Source organism: Bradyrhizobium sp. WYCCWR 13022, from assembly GCF_030435535.1.
Taxonomy (GTDB): Bacteria; Pseudomonadota; Alphaproteobacteria; order Rhizobiales; family Xanthobacteraceae; genus Bradyrhizobium.
This window is the reverse complement of sequence record NZ_JAUIZJ010000008.1, coordinates 100,052-118,155: the sequence shown is the minus strand read 5'-3', so window position 1 is coordinate 118,155 and position 18,104 is coordinate 100,052. Positions and strand designations below refer to the sequence as shown.

The 18,104-nt window shown below is 63.2% G+C and carries 14 protein-coding genes; 7 read left to right on the top strand and 7 right to left on the bottom strand.

Features of this window, described 5'->3' with window-relative positions; genetic code table 11:
• Positions 1-6: 6 nt before the first annotated feature.
• From QY049_RS13725 to QY049_RS13700, 6 genes are all read right to left on the bottom strand, one after another.
• On the bottom strand, positions 7-1,503 hold the full coding sequence (locus tag QY049_RS13725; RefSeq protein ID WP_194478227.1) for a sugar ABC transporter ATP-binding protein: 1,497 nt from the start codon (positions 1,501-1,503) through the stop codon (positions 7-9).
• Entirely contained in the window at positions 1,500-2,597 is a 1,098-nt protein-coding gene (locus tag QY049_RS13720) for a hypothetical protein (protein WP_258764046.1), read from the bottom strand. The genes QY049_RS13725 and QY049_RS13720 overlap by 4 nt, the downstream gene beginning before the upstream one ends.
• Positions 2,594-4,717 carry an SMP-30/gluconolactonase/LRE family protein gene (locus QY049_RS13715; protein WP_258764045.1) on the bottom strand — a complete coding sequence of 708 codons (2,124 nt, stop codon included), beginning with the start codon at positions 4,715-4,717 and terminating at the stop codon, positions 2,594-2,596. The genes QY049_RS13720 and QY049_RS13715 overlap by 4 nt, the downstream gene beginning before the upstream one ends.
• Positions 4,718-4,792: 75 nt before the next feature.
• Entirely contained in the window at positions 4,793-5,800 is a 1,008-nt protein-coding gene (locus QY049_RS13710) for a sugar ABC transporter substrate-binding protein (protein ID WP_258764044.1), read from the bottom strand.
• Positions 5,801-5,840: 40 nt separating this feature from the next.
• Positions 5,841-6,812 (bottom strand): ABC transporter permease, encoded by a 972-nt coding sequence (locus QY049_RS13705; RefSeq protein WP_258764043.1) that lies wholly within the window; start codon positions 6,810-6,812, stop codon positions 5,841-5,843.
• Between the two features lie 41 nt (positions 6,813-6,853).
• A complete protein-coding gene (locus tag QY049_RS13700; protein ID WP_301269501.1) occupies positions 6,854-8,743 on the bottom strand; it encodes an AMP-binding protein in 1,890 nt (629 codons plus the stop codon).
• A gap of 272 nt (positions 8,744-9,015) precedes the next feature.
• On the opposite strand from QY049_RS13700, the gene QY049_RS13695 reads away from it, so the two are divergent.
• The 4 genes from QY049_RS13695 (at position 9,016) to QY049_RS13680 (ending at position 13,763) form a co-directional block, all read left to right on the top strand.
• A complete protein-coding gene (locus tag QY049_RS13695; RefSeq protein ID WP_258764041.1) occupies positions 9,016-9,960 on the top strand; it encodes a helix-turn-helix domain-containing protein in 945 nt (314 codons plus the stop codon).
• Positions 9,961-10,240: 280 nt separating this feature from the next.
• A complete protein-coding gene (locus QY049_RS13690) occupies positions 10,241-11,008 on the top strand; it encodes a FadR/GntR family transcriptional regulator (protein ID WP_258764040.1) in 768 nt (255 codons plus the stop codon).
• A gap of 118 nt (positions 11,009-11,126) precedes the next feature.
• Entirely contained in the window at positions 11,127-12,740 is a 1,614-nt protein-coding gene (locus tag QY049_RS13685) for an acyl-CoA synthetase (protein WP_258764039.1), read from the top strand.
• Positions 12,741-12,755: 15 nt separating this feature from the next.
• A complete protein-coding gene (locus tag QY049_RS13680) occupies positions 12,756-13,763 on the top strand; it encodes an NAD(P)-dependent alcohol dehydrogenase (RefSeq protein WP_258764038.1) in 1,008 nt (335 codons plus the stop codon).
• A 10-nt stretch (positions 13,764-13,773) separates the two neighbouring features.
• Here QY049_RS13680 and QY049_RS13675 read toward each other — a convergent pair whose 3' ends face one another.
• Positions 13,774-14,973 (bottom strand): MFS transporter, encoded by a 1,200-nt coding sequence (locus QY049_RS13675; protein ID WP_258764037.1) that lies wholly within the window; start codon positions 14,971-14,973, stop codon positions 13,774-13,776.
• A gap of 182 nt (positions 14,974-15,155) precedes the next feature.
• On the opposite strand from QY049_RS13675, the gene QY049_RS13670 reads away from it, so the two are divergent.
• From QY049_RS13670 to QY049_RS13660, 3 genes are all read left to right on the top strand, one after another.
• Positions 15,156-15,959: an MBL fold metallo-hydrolase gene (locus QY049_RS13670; RefSeq protein WP_258764036.1), complete on the top strand. Its 804-nt coding sequence runs from the start codon at positions 15,156-15,158 to the stop codon at positions 15,957-15,959.
• Positions 15,960-16,119: 160 nt separating this feature from the next.
• A complete protein-coding gene (locus tag QY049_RS13665; RefSeq protein ID WP_258764034.1) occupies positions 16,120-17,136 on the top strand; it encodes an alpha/beta fold hydrolase in 1,017 nt (338 codons plus the stop codon).
• Between the two features lie 15 nt (positions 17,137-17,151).
• Complete coding sequence (locus QY049_RS13660; RefSeq protein WP_258764032.1) at positions 17,152-18,102, top strand: fatty acid desaturase; 951 nt, start codon at positions 17,152-17,154, stop codon at positions 18,100-18,102.
• Positions 18,103-18,104: the final 2 nt, after the last annotated feature.

Sequence of the window (18,104 nt, the reverse complement as noted above, 5' to 3'; positions counted from 1 at the left end):
ACGCAGCTAGTGGATCGCCGCGTACATGATCTTCTCCTCCGTCGCCTCCAATGCAGAGAACTCTTCCACGACCTTGCCCTGGCGCGAGACCAGGATGCGGTCGGAGAGCGCCATGATCTCGGGCAAATAGGACGAGATGACTACGACCGCCTTGCCCTCATCGGCGAGCCGGTTGATCAGCTCGTGGATTTCGACGATGGCGCCGACGTCGACGCCGCGGGTCGGTTCGTCGAAGATGATCAGGTCCGGCTCCTGCACCAGCGATTTGGCGATGACGACCTTCTGCTGATTGCCGCCAGAGAGCTCGACGACCTTGCCGTCGTCGCTAATGGCGCGAACCTTCAGCCGCTCGATCCAGGTTTTGCCGACCGCGTCGGTCTCCCGCCGCGACAGCATCATGCGTCCCCGCGGAAACTTCGACAGCAGACCGAGATAGATGTTGCGCGCGATCGAGGACGTCTCGAAGAAGCCCTCGACCTTGCGGTCCTCCGTGACATAGGCGACGCCGGCCTTCACCGCGGGCGCCGGCACACGATAGCGCACCGGCTGGTCGTGCAGCAGGATCTCGCCGCCATGGAAGAAGTCGCGCTTGAGCACGCCCGCGACGATCTTGAACGTTTCGGTGCGGCCCGCGCCAACGAGGCCGAACACGCCGGTGATCTGGCCCGCGAATACTGACAGCGAGTTGTTCTTCACCATCGGCGCCATCTTCAGATTTTGCACCGTCAGCACCCGCGCGCCGGTCGGCCGCACGCTGCTCTTGCGGGCGCCATAGAGTGTGTTGGAAAGGTCGCGCCCGACCATGGCCTGCACGATCGCGGCTCGATCGAACTTGGCGACATCGTCGGTCACGACATGCTTGCCGTCTCGCAGCACCGTGATGCGGTCGGCGAGTAGCAGCGCTTCTTCCAGCGCATGTGAAATGAACACGATCGAGACGCCGCGCTTCTTGAGATCACGAACGAGGTCGAAGAAATATTTCTTCTCCTCCGGCGTCAGCGACGCCGTCGGCTCGTCGAAGATGATGACCTTGGCGCGGTGCAGGACGGCGCGTGCGATTTCCACCATCTGCTTCTTGGCCGCGCCGAGGCCGCTGACGGTTGCGGTCGGCGTGACGTCGAAATTGAGCGACTGCAGGAATTGCTGTGCGGCGATGTAGATACCGCGCAGCCGGTTATAAAACTTCTCCTGCCCGAGAAACAGATTTTGCGCGACCGTCATGGTCGGGACCAGACTGTTTTCCTGGAACACCATGGCGATGCCGAGATTGCGCGCCTCCAGCGGTGTTTTCGGCGCGACGTCGGCGCCGTCGACCGTCATGGTCCCCGAGGTCAGCGTCACCACGCCCGCCATCACCTTGGTGAGGGTGGACTTCCCGGCTCCGTTCTCGCCGACCAGTGCGTGGATCTCGCCGCGGCGGAGATCGAAGTCGACACCGTCGATAGCGGGCACACCGGCATAGAGCTTTGTCGCCTTGCGCAGCGAGAGGGCGATGTCGCTCATGTCCGAAACTCCTTGGCGAGGCCAGCAAGCGGCAGCTTCAGGATCCGGCCCGGTCCCTTTGCGATCAGCACGAGATCATCGTCCATCTCGATCGCCGCAACGATACCGTGATTGACGCCGTCCACCCGGCTGTGCAGCGAATAGAGCGGCTGGCCGTCCGCATCGAGACGGATGACGAGACCGTAGGAGCGCGGTGGTGCCCACGGCTTGATGACGCCCATGGTCTTGATATGCGCGCCCTGCATCGGCTCCTTGAAGGAGCGCCCGGAGCGCAGGCGCGGCGCGACCCAATAGGCCGGATCGATCTCGGCCATCATGCGGCGCCGGTAGCCTGGCTCGCGCAGCACAAACTCGACGAGCTGGGTCCGTGCGGTGAAGGCGGTGAGCCAGTAGCCGCCCCCTGAGGCCTTCGACAATCGCGACGGATAGACGGGGAGATGGGCAAGCACGACCTTTGGCGATGCGCCTGATGCAACGAGAACGAGGCGATGGCGCCAGCTCTCGCTGACCAGCACGGCGTTGCCATGCGCGCAGGCGCCGAAAGCATAGCCGAGCCCCTGAGCCAAGCGCGTCACGGTCTTGGTCGCCGGGTCCAGTCTGAACACGCGGCCCGTGCGATTGAGCTCCAACAGGTCTCGGGCCCAATCGTCGACGCCTGACGTGGTCGAGCCGTCGGTTGCAATCAGCGTGTTGTCGTCCGCCAGCGCCAACGCGTTGATCGCTTTGAAGGCCGCATCGGTGAACGTCACGCCCGGCTGCTCGGCTGATGGACTTGCATAAACGCGCACCTCGCGACCGCCGAGCGCGATGACGAGGCCGCCGCCAGGAAGGGCACAAAGGGCTGATATCGGCTGTTCGAAGCGACGCACCTCCGATGCCGAGCCGCCGCGCAGGCACATCAGCCGCTGGCCGTCGGCGATGAAGAGGTTGCTTCCATCCGTCGCGATATCTTCCGGTGCCTCGCATGTCATCAAGGTCTCGGCCGATTCCAGCTTCTGGTTGGGCTTCAATGCGCCGTCGAAGGACGGCACGGTGATGGTGGCGTCGCCGCGCCCGAGGAAACGGTTGGCGAAGTCTCTGACGGCCGCGATCACGATTGCTTCCCCCACCGCTTGTCATACTGGACGAAGTTCGGATCGGCCTTGTCGAGCTTGTAGCGACCGATGCGGTTGTTGAGGATGCCGCCGAGATAGAGATAGCCGCGATGCTCGCGCATCGAGGTGATCATCGGATGGTTCTCGCCGTGCAGGTCCCAGAACGACTCGACGATCTTGCCCTGCTCGTTGAACTTGACCACGCAGCCGGTGTTGATGTTGGGGAACAGCCATTCGTCGACCGGCACGCGCTTGGCCATGCGGCGACGGAAGCCCGGCATCTTCCAGGCGAGGTCGAGCGAGGGGCTGCGCATGCCGACCAGGGCCAGCCAGTAATTGCCGTCGGAGGCGAGGTTGATGTTGTCGGGGTATCCAGGCAGATTGTCCATCACCACCTCGACCGCACCCTTCTTGGGGCCTGCGAACCAATAGCGCTTGATCGAGCAGCCGAAGGTTTCGGCGAACAGGATCGACTGGCCGTCGCTGGCGACGCAGATGCCGTTGGGAAATTTGAGGCCGCGCAGTTCGGTGCGTGTGGTGCCGGTCTTGGTGTCGTACGAGATGATGCGGCCGTTGCCGCGCGCTTCCAGGCCGTCGATCGGCCACTCGTCCATCTCGTAACGCACCGTTGCTTCCGAGAAGAAGATCAGGCCGTCGTCGGTGATGTCGAGGTCGTCGGCGAGGCGCAAGCGACTATCGTCGTTGACTGAGCGCATGCTGCGGTTGGTCTCGTCGGTCGCCTTCTCCACCGTGCCGTCGGGCTTGATACGATAGAGCCCCATGCCGCCGATGCAGACATAGAGATTATCCTCGCGGTCGAAGGCCATGCCGAGCGGCTGGCCGCCGATATGGGCGAACACTTCCATCTTTTGGTAGTCGGGCGCGAGGAAGCGCATGATGTCGCCGTGGCGTGAGCCGGCGTAGAGATTGTCGTGGCGATCGAGGATGACGTCCTCCGGTGCCTCGATGCGGCCGAGCCCGATCGCCTCGACGTCACGCAGCTTGTCGTTCTGCTCGAACGGTCCGCCTTGTCCGATCTCGGTCGGCGGTGGCGGCGGCAGCTCGTGGTAGGTCGGCGCGACGTAGACCTTGCTGATGATGCGGGTCCGGTTCTTCTGCCAGCGGATGTCGACCATCGCGGCGACGAGCAGGATGCCGGCCAGCGCCATGCGGTTGACGCCGCCGCGCGCGTTCATGGTGGTGAGGCCGTTGGTAATCAGGAGCACGATCAGAACGCCGACGGCCGATTTGGCGACCGAGCCCTTGCCGCCGCCGAGCGTGATGCCCCCAAGCACTGTCGCGGTCAGCACGATCACCTCCAGGCCGACACCGATGTCGCCGCCGACGGTGCCGAGCCGGGACGCGAAGAACAATGCGCCGACGCTGGTCAGCGCGCCGCTTGCGACATAGCAGAGCGCGATCGTGCGGCGGACGGGAATGCCAGAATTGTAAGCCGAGCGGCGCGAGCCGCCGATGGCGGTGATGTGCCAGCCGGGCCGCAAGCGCGTCATGAAGATGTGACCGAAGATGGCGACAACGATATAGGCCAGCGCCACGGTCGGAATGCCCAGGACAGAACCGGCGCCGATGAAATCCCAGGACGGGATGTCGGGGAAGGCCGAGGCGATGGCGTTGGAGTAGCGCTGGATCAGGAGATCGTAGGCCGAACGGTAGATGATCAGCGTGATCAGCGTGGTGATGAAGGCGCGTAGCCGCAGATATCCGACCAGGATGCCGTTGACGGCGCCGAGCAGGGCGCCACAGAGCAGTGTCGCGACCACGACTGCGGGAACGGGCCAGCCCGCGACGTCGAGCAGATAGAGGGCGCAGAAATCGGTCAGTGCGAAGATCGATCCGACCGAGAGATCGATGCCGCCGACGATGACGACCAGTGCGAGCCCGAGCGCGATGAAGCCGATCTCGCCGGCCTGGCGCGCGGTGTCCGCGAGGCTCGCCGGCGACAGGAAGTTGTCGATGGACCGGCTGAACGCGAAGCCGACGATCAGGAGAAGGATGACCGGAATGGCTGTCTCGGTCCATCGCTTGGAGAGGATTTCGCCGAGGAGATGATCAGGCCAGTAGCGGTAACGCAGGCTTGTGATTGTGTCGCGCATCGGCATTCCAATGAGGCATGGAAACTATTGAGAGCGAGATCCCCGGGTGTTGATCCCGGGGATCTCGGGCGTCAGCGCGGACTATTTCTTGAGATCACTGAGATTCCAGCACGACATCTGGCTGTCAGCGTTCTCCTTGGTGATCGGGATCAACGTGGTATATTCCGAGCCCTTGATCGAGCCGGGCTTCGCGCCCGACGACAGCAGCCACTTGATCGTACCGGCCATCTGCGCGGCCTGGGTCGGCACGTCGTAGCTCAGGTTGAGGTCGAACGCGCCTGATTTCACCAGCTCGCAGGCGCCTTTGCGTTCACCGCCACCCGAAGTCGCCAGGAACACCTTGCCGGTGAGGCCCGCTTCCTTCACCGCGGCCGCCGTGCCGATGTCCATGCCGTCCCAGAATCCGACGATGCCGCACAGGTCTGGATTCTGCTTCAGCACCGTTTGCGTGATCGCCTTGGCTTTCGCAGCATCCCAGTCGGCGGCCTGGCTCGACACCACCTTGACTTCGGGATGCTTGGCGAGAACGTTCTCGACACCCTTCAGCGTGTAGGCGCTGGCCGCGGCCGAGAGCGCACCCTGAACGATCGCGATCTTGTTCGACTTGCCCTCGCAAGCCTTGACCACGGCTTCGGTATCCCGCTCGCCGATCTCGATCCAATTGGCGCCGACGAAGGCGGAGCTGCGATAGGCCGAACCCATGTTGATCTGGATGACGTAGATGCCCTCGTTCTCGGCGCGCTGGAGCAGCTTTGCGTAGGTTTGCACGTCGGGATTATGGACCACCATCACCGCCGGTTTCTCGGAGATCAGCGACGTGACGGCTTGCGCGCCCGCATTGGTGTTCCAATTGGCATCGCGGATCACGAACTTGACGCCGAACGGCTCGAGTTCCTTCTTCAGCCCGGCGTACCAGCCCTCGGTGAGGTCGAAGTTCATCGCGACCGGCACGTAGGCCACGGTCTTGCCGGCGAGGGCTTCCTTGAACGGCTTCTGGAACGGTTCGTCCAGGCCCTGCTGGGCCAGCGCCGGTCCCGTCAGTGCCGCGAGAGCCAGTGCGGCGAGCATTGCCTTTTTCGGATTGTTCATTGCTTCCTCCTTGGTTGTCGTCGTCGTTGTTGTCGGTCGTTCAGATGTCGCCTTGCTGTGCCGTTTCTTCGTTGCGCGGATTCAGGAAGGAGTCCGTGATGACGGCGAGCAGCAAAACCACGCCCTTGATGAGATTTTGCCCGGCGTAGGAGATATCCATGATGGTCATGCCGTTGAGCATGGTGCCGATCAGCAGCGTGCCGATGACGACGTTCAGCACACCGCCGCGCCCACCTGACAGCCCGATGCCGCCCAGCACGACCACCAGGATCACGTCGTAGATCAGCGTGGAGTTGAAGACACGGGTCGGCATCGAATTGACCGATGCGGCCATCACGAGACCTGCGAAGCAGCCGATCAAGGCGGCGACCACGTATTGCAGCACGACGATCGGCCGTGACGGAATGCCGGTGACGCGCGCGGCGTAGGGATTATCGCCGATCGCATAGATATAGGCGCCCCAGCGGGTCTGGCGCAGCAGGAATGCGACCACGATGCAGGCGATCGCGAACATCACGATCGAGGTCGGAATGCCGAGAATGGTGCCCTGTCCAAGCCGCTCGAAGCCGTTCATGCCCGCGCTCCATTGCACGACGTCGAGTTCGAACAGTGCGGCCTGTCCGAGTCCAGCGAGCAACAGGCCGGTTGCGAGCGTCGCAAACAGCGATGGCACCTCGGCATAGGCGATCAGCCAGCCATTGACGAGGCCGAAGGCGATCGTGAGCAGAACCGCAATCAACAACGAGAACGGCAGCGAATGGCCGTTCTGCACCATCTGAAGCACCAGTCCTGGGGGCACCGCGAGGGCCGCGATCAGCGAGATGTCGATGCCACGGCCGATCACGACGATCGCCATGGCGAGGCCGAGGATGCCGAGCACGGCCACGTTCTGGAGCAGCGTCAGCATGTTCTCGGCCGTCAGAAAGCCATTCAGGAAGATCGAGAAGACGAGGAACAGCAACGCAAAGACGGCGAAGACGATCTCTTGCTGATTGAACCGAAAGCGCTTCATCCCCTGATTGCCTTTCTTCGACGCCGGCCTCTGCGGGTCCGTTATGACGATCGAGTCTCTATGCGATAGGTCTGTGGGAGCGAAGCCAGGCTTTCCGTAAGTGCCTGCACCCGCTCCCTGTCGTTGGAATCGATCGAGATGGTGACCAGCGTATTTAACCTGGCGTCTTTGTCGACGAGAATCTCAGCAACGGTGTCCGGGCCGAAGATGAGATCGATTTCGGTCCTGACCTTCTCTCGAATGGCGAAGTCCCGCAGCGTGGGCTTGAAGATCTTGCCGACCGCGGTGACCGGGAGTGCTTCGAGCAGGACGACGCGTTTTGGTCTGGCGGGAGGCTCATTGACGTTACGTTCGAGGTGCTCGCGCAGCTGCGGCAGGTCGATGGTTTTTCCGGGAGACGGAACGACGAAGAGAATAGGTACCTCGCCCGCGTAGGCGTCCGGCATGCCGACGGCTGAGCTCATCTGGACACCGGGGAAAGCATTCGCGACGTCCTCGATGGCGGCGGGGTCGATGTTGTGGCCGCTGCGGACAATCAGGTCTTTCTCGCGGCCGGTTAGCACCAGCCGTTGGTCGGCCGTAAGGTAGCCAACGTCGCCTGTGACGATCCAATGGTCGTCGGTGAGCACGCCCCTGTTGTGCCGGGGATCAAGATATCCGGGAAACACTTGCGGTCCACTGACAAGGACGAGGCCGCTGGTGAGCGGCGGGCATTTCGTCTCGAGGGTCGCATCGGTTAGCGCGACGATCTTCGTGTTTGCAAACGGCGCCCTGAAGCCGACGCTGCCTTGCACGGGCGTGCCGCGGCCGGGATTGAACGCGATCGCCGCCGCGGTTTCCGTCATGCCGTAGGTCTCGAACAGTCTGATCCCGGTCCGGGCCTGGAACCTTTCGCTGACGGCCTTCGGCGCCACGGCCCCTCCGGTGAGGGCCATGCGGACGGAGCTGACATCGGAGGATCCGATCGGCACCTCCGCAAGGGCGGCGATCGAGGTCGGCACTCCGCTGACGATGGTCGCGCCAAACCGCTCCGCCGTATGCCAATAGTCGCGGATCGCATCCGGACTTCTGAGGCTGTAGGGCGACGGAATGATCACGTGGCCGCCAGCCGCCAAGATGGACAGGCCCACCGTCATGGTGCCGCCGACGTGAAACAGCGGGAAGCCGTTGATGGCGGCATCCTGCTCATCCAGTCCGTGAACCTGTGCAAAGGCCCAGGCGGCATGGATCTGGTTGCCATGCGTCAGGCGAACGAGTTTGGGCCGTCCGGTGGTCCCGCCGGTGTGGAACAGTGCGCAGACCGTGTCGCGATCCCGCGAGGTCTCGAAGTCCAGCGTATCGCGCATCGTCGCGACCGCCTCATCGAAGCTCACGGCGCCGCCGGTCAGGCGGCCATTCGCGCCGATCACGAAAATCGTCTTCAGCGACGGGACGCGACTCGCGACATTGGCCGCCCTCGTCCAGATCGCGCGATCGGCTGCTTCCGAGGCGACGACCAGAACGGTTGCGTTCTGCGCGTCGAGCAGATCCGCAATGGCATCTTCGTTCAGGAGATAGTTGATCGAGCTGGCGACGCCGGCGATCTGGGCGCCGAGCAAGGCCGGGAAGAGCTGCGGCAGGATCGGACAGAGAAACGCGACCGTGCCGCCGTTCCTGTCGATGCCGTGTGATCGGAACAGGTTCGCCGCGCGTATGATTTCCGCGAGCAACTGCCGATGCGTAAGCGTGATGTCGCCGGGTTCGCGCGAGCCTTTGGTCAGGACCGTCAGCGCAGGCCGGTCGGGATGCAGGCGCGCCGTTGCGGCAAAGAGATCATGCAGATTGCGGGCCGGGATGAGCGAGTCGTAAGGCCGCCGTTCCAGCGCCTCGATGTCGGCGATGGTTTCGATCAGCTGCGTGAACCGCGTTGTGCTCAGCGAGGGCGCGCTCACGGACGCCGCCGTTCAAGCGGCACGGCGCAATGTGCGGCAGCTGATCTGTCCTGGTGCAAGCGAACGTTTCCCGCCTATCTAGGTGACCGATTTTTGTTCTTCATAGGCGACATTGCCTGGACCCGGCTTGCTCTGGAGCGCAAAGCTTTTGCTTGTCCGCGCAAACCCGTCTTGCGTGCAGGCGGTGGCCATCCAGAATTTCGCCGCCGGGCCGGCTTGTGCGACGCACAAACGACGTTCATCATCATGACCTCGTAACGGATGGGCGCGCGATGGACCTGATATTTTCGACGGACGACCTTGAGCCGTCCAAACGTTTCGCCGCTTGGCAAGGCGCCATTTGCGACGTCTACGTTCATGTCGACGTCAATGCCGAAGAGCGGTCCGACTACCAGGGCTTCATACGCGAGGCGAAGTTCGGCGCGATCACAATGACCGATGTGCTGCTGTCGGAGCAGCGCATATCTCGGCGCGAGCGGCACATCGCAAAGCTCGACAAGGATTGCTACTACCTCGAATTCGTTCAGCAAGGCAGGATCAACGTTCTTCAGGCCGGCCAGACCATGCGTTCGAACGCCGGAATGAGTACGGTCTTTTCGGCCTCCGAGGCCTATGACCTCGAATGCATTGGCAAGGTACGTTCGCTCTACCTGGAAATTCCCTGCGCGGAGTTCGTGGAGCGCTTCAGCGATGGGCGGCTGCCTGTCATCACCGCTATGACGACGAGCCGCGGCCTGGGCCGGATCGCCGCCGAGTTCTGTGCGACCCTTGCGCAGGAAGGCGCATCGCTCGACGAGATTGCACGGACGCGGCTCGGCGGTGAACTGATGGACGTGCTGGCACTTGCGCTCGACATGGGCGACCGGGACGAATTCTCCGAGGACGCGGCCGCGCAGCAGGCCCGTCTGCGCTCGGTCAAGGCCTGGATCGAGGCGCACCTCACCGACGCGGATCTGTCGCTGGAGAGGATCGCGAAGAGCAATGGCGTCTCGCTCAGGCATCTGCACTATCTCTTCCGGCTCACTGATGTCTCGGTGTCCGAATGGATTTTGGATCGCCGGCTTCAGCGTTGTTACGACGTCTTGACCCGTTCCGAGTTGCGATCCCTGTCGATCACCGAGGTTGCCTATCAGCTGGGTTTCAGCAGTTCGTCCTACTTCAGCACCGTGTTTCGCAAGAAGTTCGGGCATAGCCCGTCGGACCTGCGGCGGCGCTAGCGGACCTGCAACCGCGATGCAGGCCCGTCGTCGGTGGCGTCACTTCAGGATCAGGCAGCCACCGACCTTCAGCGGACAGCAGCCAGCCCGCAGACACGAATGCCGCGATAGGTCTCATGGACAGTTTCCTCTTGTGGGACTGTTCCGTCCCTTTGTCCGACAAAGCTAGAGCCGAGCTCCCCTGGAGTCAATTTACTCCGCATGCTTCGTTAAAGGAGCCATTTGACGCGCTCTCCAGCGCCTTTTATAGCTTGTCGGACAATCGCCATTAGGAGCCGTCGTGCCCCTCTCGCCGCTCTTCCGTCCGATCGATGTCGCGCCGGCCTATCAGAAGGTCGCCGACGCAATCGAACGTGAGATCGTCAATGGCCGTATCAAGCCCGGCGATCCCATTGGCACCGAGCACGATCTGGTGCGGCAGTTCGGCGTCAATCGTTCGACCATTCGCGAGGGCATCCGCGTGCTGGAGGAGGGCGGGCTGATCAGCCGCGATTCCTCGCGCCGTCTGCACGCCTGCCTGCCGCGCTACAGCAAGCTGACGAGCCGCCTCAGTCGAGCGCTGGTGTTGCACGAGGTCACGTTTCGCGAGCTCTACGAGGCCTCGATGACGCTGGAGGTCGCCAGCATCGAGGGCGCGGTCGAGCGCGCGAGCGAGGAGAATCTCGCCGAGCTCATCGACAATCTCGCGCGCAGCGAGGCGGTGGTCGGCGATCCCGCGGCGCTTGCCGAATGCGACGCCGAATTCCACGTGCTGGTCGCAAAGGCCTCGCAGAACCGTGTGCTCCAGCTCGCGCGCGAGCCGGCGGCGCAGCTGTTCTATCCGACCACCGAGATGATCGTGACGCGCGTCTCCGAAGGTGGCCCGCGTCTCGTCGCGGCGCACCGGCATCTCATCGATGCGATTCGTCGCCGCGACCACGAGGCGGGCGTGCTGTGGACGCGCCGGCATTTGCAGGACTGGCGCCGCGGGTTCGAGAAGATCGCCTCGCTCGATCGATCGGTTGAACACATGTACATGGAGCACGCGCGGGCGGCCCGGCGCAGGTAGCGCCGCATGATCCAGAAAAGTGTGAAGCGGTTTTCCGACAAGATCATGCGCAAGAGGCACAAGACGCAAGATTTCGAACAAGAAATCGGACAAACAAAGCCATTACACGGAGGGACACATGACCGGCGATATCGCAGCCACCATCTCGAAAGCGCGCGAGCATTCCATCGGCGATCTCTTGCGCCGCTCGGCCGGCCGCGATCCGAACAAGCTTGCGGTGAGCTGCGGCCATGTGAGCTGGACCTTTGCCGAGATGGATGCAATCTGTAACCGTCTTGGCCGCGGGCTGCTGCGCCTTGGTGTCAAGAAGGGCGATCGCCTCGCAGTGCTCTCGCGCAATTCGCACGCCTTTGCGGCGCTGCGTTTCGCGGTGGCGCGGATCGGCGCCGTGCTGGTGCCGATCAACTTCATGCTCAACCCGGACGAGATCAGTTTCATCCTGAAGAGTTCCGGCGCAAAGCTGCTCGCGACTGGGCCCGACTTCGTCGATCCCGCGAGGGCCGCAAGCGCAAAAGATTGCGCGGTCGAGAAGATGATCTGGCTGCCCGGCGAGGATCTGGTCGCGGCGCCCGCGGGTCTCACAACGTTTGATGATCTCCTCAACCCCGACGGTTCGTTCCTCGAGGCCTCCGTCGACAGCCGCGATCTCGCGCAGATCGTCTATACCAGCGGGACGGAATCGCTGCCCAAGGGCGCCATGTTGACGCACGAAGCGGTGATGTGGCAGTATGTCAGCTGCATCATCGACGGCGGCATGAGCGTCGACGACAAGTTCCTGCACGCGCTGCCGCTCTATCACTGCGCCCAGCTCGATGTGTTCCTGGGGCCGCAAGTTTATCTCGGCGCCTCCGGCGTGATCACGGGCAAGCCGACTGCGGACAACATTCTGGCGCTGATCCAGGCGCACAAGATCACCTCGTTCTTCGCACCGCCGACGATCTGGATTGCGATGTTGCGCTCGCCGAATTTCGACAAGACTGACCTGTCGACTCTGCAAAAGGGTTATTACGGCGCCTCGATCATGCCGGTGGAGGTGCTGCTCGAACTGCAGCGTCGCCTGCCGAACGTCAAATTCTGGAATTTCTACGGCCAGACCGAGATCGCGCCGCTCGCCACCGTGCTCCGCCCCGAAGACCAGCTCCGCAAGGCCGGCTCGGCCGGCAAGCCCGTGCTCAATGTCGAGACGCGCGTGGTCAATGCGTCGATGGAGGATGTGAGCGTGGGCGAGGTCGGCGAGATCGTGCATCGCTCCCCGCATCTGCTGTCCGGCTACTACAACGATCCCGTCAAGACTGCGGCCGCGTTCACCGGCGGCTGGTTTCATTCCGGCGACCTCGCCACCGTCGATGACGAAGGCCACATCACGGTGGTCGATCGCGTCAAGGACATGATCAAGACCGGCGGCGAGAATGTCGCCAGCCGCGAAGTCGAGGAGATGGTGTATCGCATCCCCGAGGTCTCCGAAGTCGCCGTCGTCGGCCTGCCCGATCCGCGCTGGATCGAGGCAGTGACCGCGATTGTCGTGGTGAAGACCGGCGAAAAGCTGGACGAAGACGCCGTCATCCGGCACTGCGCCGGCCAGATGGCGCATTTCAAGGTGCCCAAGCGCGTGATCTTTGTGGATAGCCTGCCGAAGAACCCGAGCGGCAAGCTGCTCAAGCGCGAGCTGCGCCAGCGATTCGTCGGCGGCGAGACGCTCGACACGGCGGTCCAGAAAAGCTTTGGCACCTGAGGCGGAGCATTCGTCATGAAAGCCTGGCAGGTCGTGCGCGACTGGTCGATCGAGGGGATGGAACTGGTCGATTTGCCCGAGCCGGCGCCCGGTCCAGGTCAGGTTGCGGTGCGGATGCGCACAGCGTCACTGAACTATCGCGATCTGCTCACGGTCCAGGGCAAGGGCGGCGTCTCTCGATTGCCACTGATCCCGTTCTCGGATGGTGCAGGCGAGGTGAGCGCCATCGGCGAGGGCGTTGGCCGCGTCGCAGTCGGCGATCGCGTTTCCCCAATCTTCTTCCAGTCCTGGATCGACGGAAAGGTCTCGGCGTCCAGTCGCCGCTACGCGCTCGGCGGCACACGGCCGGGCGTGTTGCAAGAGGTGATGGTGCTTGATGCTGAGGGCGTCAGCCATATTCCAGCGCACCTTTCATTCCAGGAAGCCGCGACATTGCCCTGTGCGGGCCTCACCGCCTGGCGCGCGCTGTTCGAGGAAGCCAAGGTGCAGCCCGGCGACACCGTGCTGGTGCAGGGCACCGGCGGGGTCTCGATCTTCGCGTTGCAATTCGCAAAACTCGCCGGCGCGAGCGTGATCGTGACGTCGTCGAGCGACGAAAAGCTCGAGCGAGCAAAGGCACTCGGCGCCGATCACACCATCAACTATCGCGCGGTCCCCGACTGGGGCAAGGCGGCGGCGGAGTGGACCGGCGGCGGCGTCGATCATGTCGTCGAGGTCGGCGGCAAGGACACGTTCGGGCAATCGCTCGAGGCGGCGCGGGTCGGCGGCACCATTCTCGTGATCGGCGTACTCTCGGGCTTCTCGCAGCAGATCGCGATTCCGAGCCTGTTTTCCAAGAATCTGCACGTCATCGGCCTCTCCGTCGGCAACCGCCGCATGTTCGAGGCCATGACCGCGGCGATCGGGCGCAATGCGATGAAGCCGGTGATCGATCGCGTGTTCGACTTCGACGCCGTGCCCGAGGCGCTGCGGCTGATGCAGCAGGGCGGACATTTCGGCAAGATCGTGGTGGAGTTTCCCTGAGGACCTCGCCTCAGTACTTCTTCACGTGTGCGCCGAACACCAGCCACAGCGCCATTGACGCGAGGCCGAAGCTGCCGAGCAGCAGAAAGGTCGGGCCGTAGCCGATCCATTGCGCGATCCAGCCGCCGAGCGCGGGGCTCAGGCTCGCGCCGACACCCTGCACGGTGATGACAGCGCCCTGGCCCAGATTGATGCGGCCGGTGCCGTCGAGCGAGCGCGCGACCATGCCGGGGACCGCGACCGTCTGCAATCCGGTGCCGATGCCGTCGAGCACCTGCATGGGCACGACGCCCCACCATCCCGTGACGAAAAACGCCAGAACACCCCGGATCGGCAGAAACATGAAGGACACCAGGATCACCGGCCAGTAGTTGCGCTTTCCCGCAACTTGCATTGCAACCAGCGACGTCACCACCATGACGCCCTGTGCAATGACGACGGTGGTCGCAACGAAGCTCGGGCCATTGGCTTGTCCTTGCGCCACGGCGGCGAGGCCGTAGAGCGGGACGATGGCTGCATTGCCGAGATGGAAGATGGCGAGCGCAAGCGCCAGCACCAACAGAGGCTTGTGCTTCAGGAGGACGGACATGGCATCCGGTGGATTCTTGCTCTCATCCTCCTTGCCGCCGCGCGCCTGACGATCGTCGATGGCTTTGGCGGGGATCATCAGCACGCAGGCGATCGCGATGGTGCCGAACACGGCCGCCAGCACGAACACCCAGACGTAGCCGAATTTGAAGCCGAGATAACCCGACAGCGCCGCGCCGACCATGTTGCCGGCGTGATTGAAGGCCTGGTTGCGGCCATTCAGTGCATTAAAGCCCTTCTGCTTGGCGATGCCGAGGCTGATGCCGGTCACCGCCGGCACGATCGCGGCGCTCGCCAGCGATTGCGCCACCTGCGAGAATGTCACGGCCCAGAAATTCTGCGAGATCAGGATGATCGCAGAGGCCAGCACCACGCAGATGCCGGGAATGACGACCCACAGCCGCTTGTTGCGGCTGGAGTCGATGAAGCCGCCGATCGGGGTCGTGACCAGCATGCCCGCGACATTGCCTATCGTCAGCGCCGTGCCGATCAAGCCGGTGGCCCAGCCGCGCTCTTGAAGGAACACGTCGACGAACGGCCCGATGCCGGACTGCATGTCGGCCATGAAGAAGTTGACGGCGTAGAGAGGCCAGAGACGGGGTGAGGAGAGGCGCGATGTCATCGAGACGCTGAACGTGATGCTGCCGATCGACCGTGATATCGCGCAGGCGGAGATGGCCGGCCATTTGTGCCGGGATGGACATGAACGTAACCTGTGCTAATCGCCTTGGTTCCTGCGAACTTGCGGTTGCGGGACCGCGATGCCACTTCAAGTCTGCGACGGTCTCATTCCGGATCACAGTCATGCCTCTCTGGACCTGCGAAACCTGCGGCGCGCAATTCCCGGACAGTGGAAAACCGCCTGCATCCTGTCCGATCTGCGAAGACGAGCGGCAATATGTGAACTGGAAAGGGCAGACGTTCCTGAGCCGCGAGACACTGGCCGAGCGCCACAGTCTCATCTGGCGCAACGATCTCGGCCTCACCGGCATCGCGCTCGAGCCGAGCTTCGCGATCGGCCAGCGCGCACTGCTGGTTCCCGATGGCGGGGGATTCGTGATGTGGGACTGCATTCCGCTGGCAACGGCGCAGGCGATCGCGCATGTCAAATCGCTTGGCGGCCTGACAGCGATCGCGATCTCGCATCCGCATTATTATGGCGCCCTCGCCGACTGGAGCGAGGCGTTTGGCGGCGTGCCGGTCTATCTTCATGCCGACGATCGCCAATGGGTGACGCATCCGCATCCGTCGATCGTGCACTGGACCGGCGATCAGCATCGCATCTCGGGCGATGTCCTGCTGCTCCGCACCGGTGGCCATTTCGCAGGCGCCACAATGCTGCACCACGCGCGAGGCGCCGAAGGCAGGGGCGCACTGCTCACCGGCGATATCGCCCAAGTGACGATGGACCGCCGCTTCCTCAGCTTCATGTACTCCTATCCGAACTACATGCCGCTCAACGCCGCAGCGGTGCGGCGGATCGCAGAGGCGGTCGAGCCGCTCGCCTTCGACCGCATCTATGGCGCCTGGTGGGGCCGCAACATCGCCTCGGGCGCGAAGGCTGCTTTAGCGGCGTCGGTGAAGCGATACATCGCGGCCATCGCCTGAGCCGCGCGATAGCCAGAATCTCTGTTGCCTTCGCTTAATAAATGTACTAATTGTACAGTTATTAGACGCGGCGCAACGGTGCGTTTGCTGGTCCGGCACGATCGATGCATCGTAGTTGCGGCTGCCGCGTTGCGCGGCCGCGTGAGCGGGAGCTTGATACATGACCGGGCGCGACTACGAAACCTTTGAGGCCGGCGACGTCACGCTTGCATCCGGCGCGGTCTTCCCCGCGATGAACCTCGTCTATCGGACCTACGGCACTCTGAGCCCCGACAAAGACAACGTCATCCTCTATCCGACTTCGTTCAGCGCCCAACACTCTGACATTGAATGGCTGATCGGGTCCGATGCCGTGCTCGATCCCTCGCGCTACTTCATCATCATCCCGAACCTGTTCGGCAATGGCTTGTCGTCCTCTCCGTCGAACTCCGGCGATGCGCCGTTTCCGGACGTCACCTATCACGACGCCATTGCGATTCAGCATCGGCTGCTCGCCGAACGCTTCGGCATCAAAAAGCTCGCGCTGGTCTATGGCTGGTCGATGGGCGGCATGCAGGCCTATCACTGGGCCGCCCTGCACCCGGAGATGGTCGAGCGTGCGGCGGTCGTCTGCGGCAGCGCGCGCTGTGTGCCCTACAACCATGTCTTCCTTGAGAGCGTGAAGGTCGCGCTCACAGGCGATCCCGCCTTCCGCGACGGCCGCTTCGTCGAGAAGCCTGTCGCCGGCTATCGCGCGATGGGCCGCGTCTATGCCGGTTGGGCGATGTCGCACGGCTTTTATCGCGACGAACTCTGGCGAGAGGCGGGCTTCACCTCGCTGGAGGACTATCTCGTCCGTGCCTGGGACGGGGCGTTCGCACGGCGCGACGCCAACGATCTGCTGGCGCAGGTCGGAATCTGGCAGCGCGGCGATATCAGCCGTTGCGACGCCTTCGGGGGCGATCTCGGGCGCGCGCTCGAGGCGATCAAGGCACACATGCTGCTGATGCCGGGCGCTACCGATCGCTATTTCGATGTCCGCGACAACGAGGACGAACTCGGCAGGCTGGTCAACGCGAAATCCGCCGTGCTGCATCCGATCCCGTCGCTGCACGGTCATCGCGCCGGCAACCCCGTCAACAATCCGCGCGATCAGGCGTTCCTCAAGGCCGAGATCGCAGCGCTTCTCAGCAAGTAAGGCAGACATCCAACCATGACCGACGCGATCGTTTCGGAATCCGGCCAACGCCTGAAGCCGCTGAGCCTGGCCATGTTGCGCGAATTATCGGGGCGTTCGAACTTGAGGGGCGTTGTGCAGAGCCTGGGTCATTACGGAATGATCGTGCTGGTCGGGACGGTGATCTGGTTGGTGTCTTCGCGCTATGGCGTGCTCTGGGCGCCGCCGCTGATGGCGATGCAGGGCTATCTCGTCGCCTTCCTGTTCATGGCCGTGCATGAGACCGCGCACAAGACCGCGTTTGAAAGCCGTAGCCTCAATCTCGCGGTCGGCTATCTCTCGGGCTTCGTGATCGGTCTTCCGTACGAATATTACTGCCTGTTCCATTGGGATCATCATCGCTACACGCAGGATCCCGGCAAGGACCCGGAGCTGATCGTCGGCGTGAAGCCAAAATCCGACACACAGCTTGCGATCGCCTATAGCGGATTGTTGCAGGTCGCCGCCCGTCTCCGCCTGATGCTCGGCCATGCCGTTACCGGCAAGGTCGTCGTACCCTGGATTCCCGAGAACAAGCGCGCCACCATCGTGACCGAAGCGCGGATCTATGTCGCGCTCTATACCCTGCTTCTCGCACTCTCGCTTTGGTGTTCCTCCCCCCTGCTGCTGTGGGTCTGGATCGTGCCGCTCATCATCGGGCAGTTTTTCCTGCGGCCCTATCTCTATGCCGAGCACACGGGCTGCGAGCGGACCCGTAGCGCGTTCCAGAACACTCGCACCACCTATACCGGTGCGGTCGTCAAATGGATTGCGTGGAACATGCCCTATCATGTCGAGCACCATGCCTACCCCTCGATCCCATTTCATGCGCTCCCGAAGCTGAACGGCATTATCGACGGCGAGATCGTCCATCGCGGCCGCGGCTATATCAGAACGACGCGCGAGACCTGGTCCTGGTTTCGCCGGCATCGACAGACAGGCAACTGATC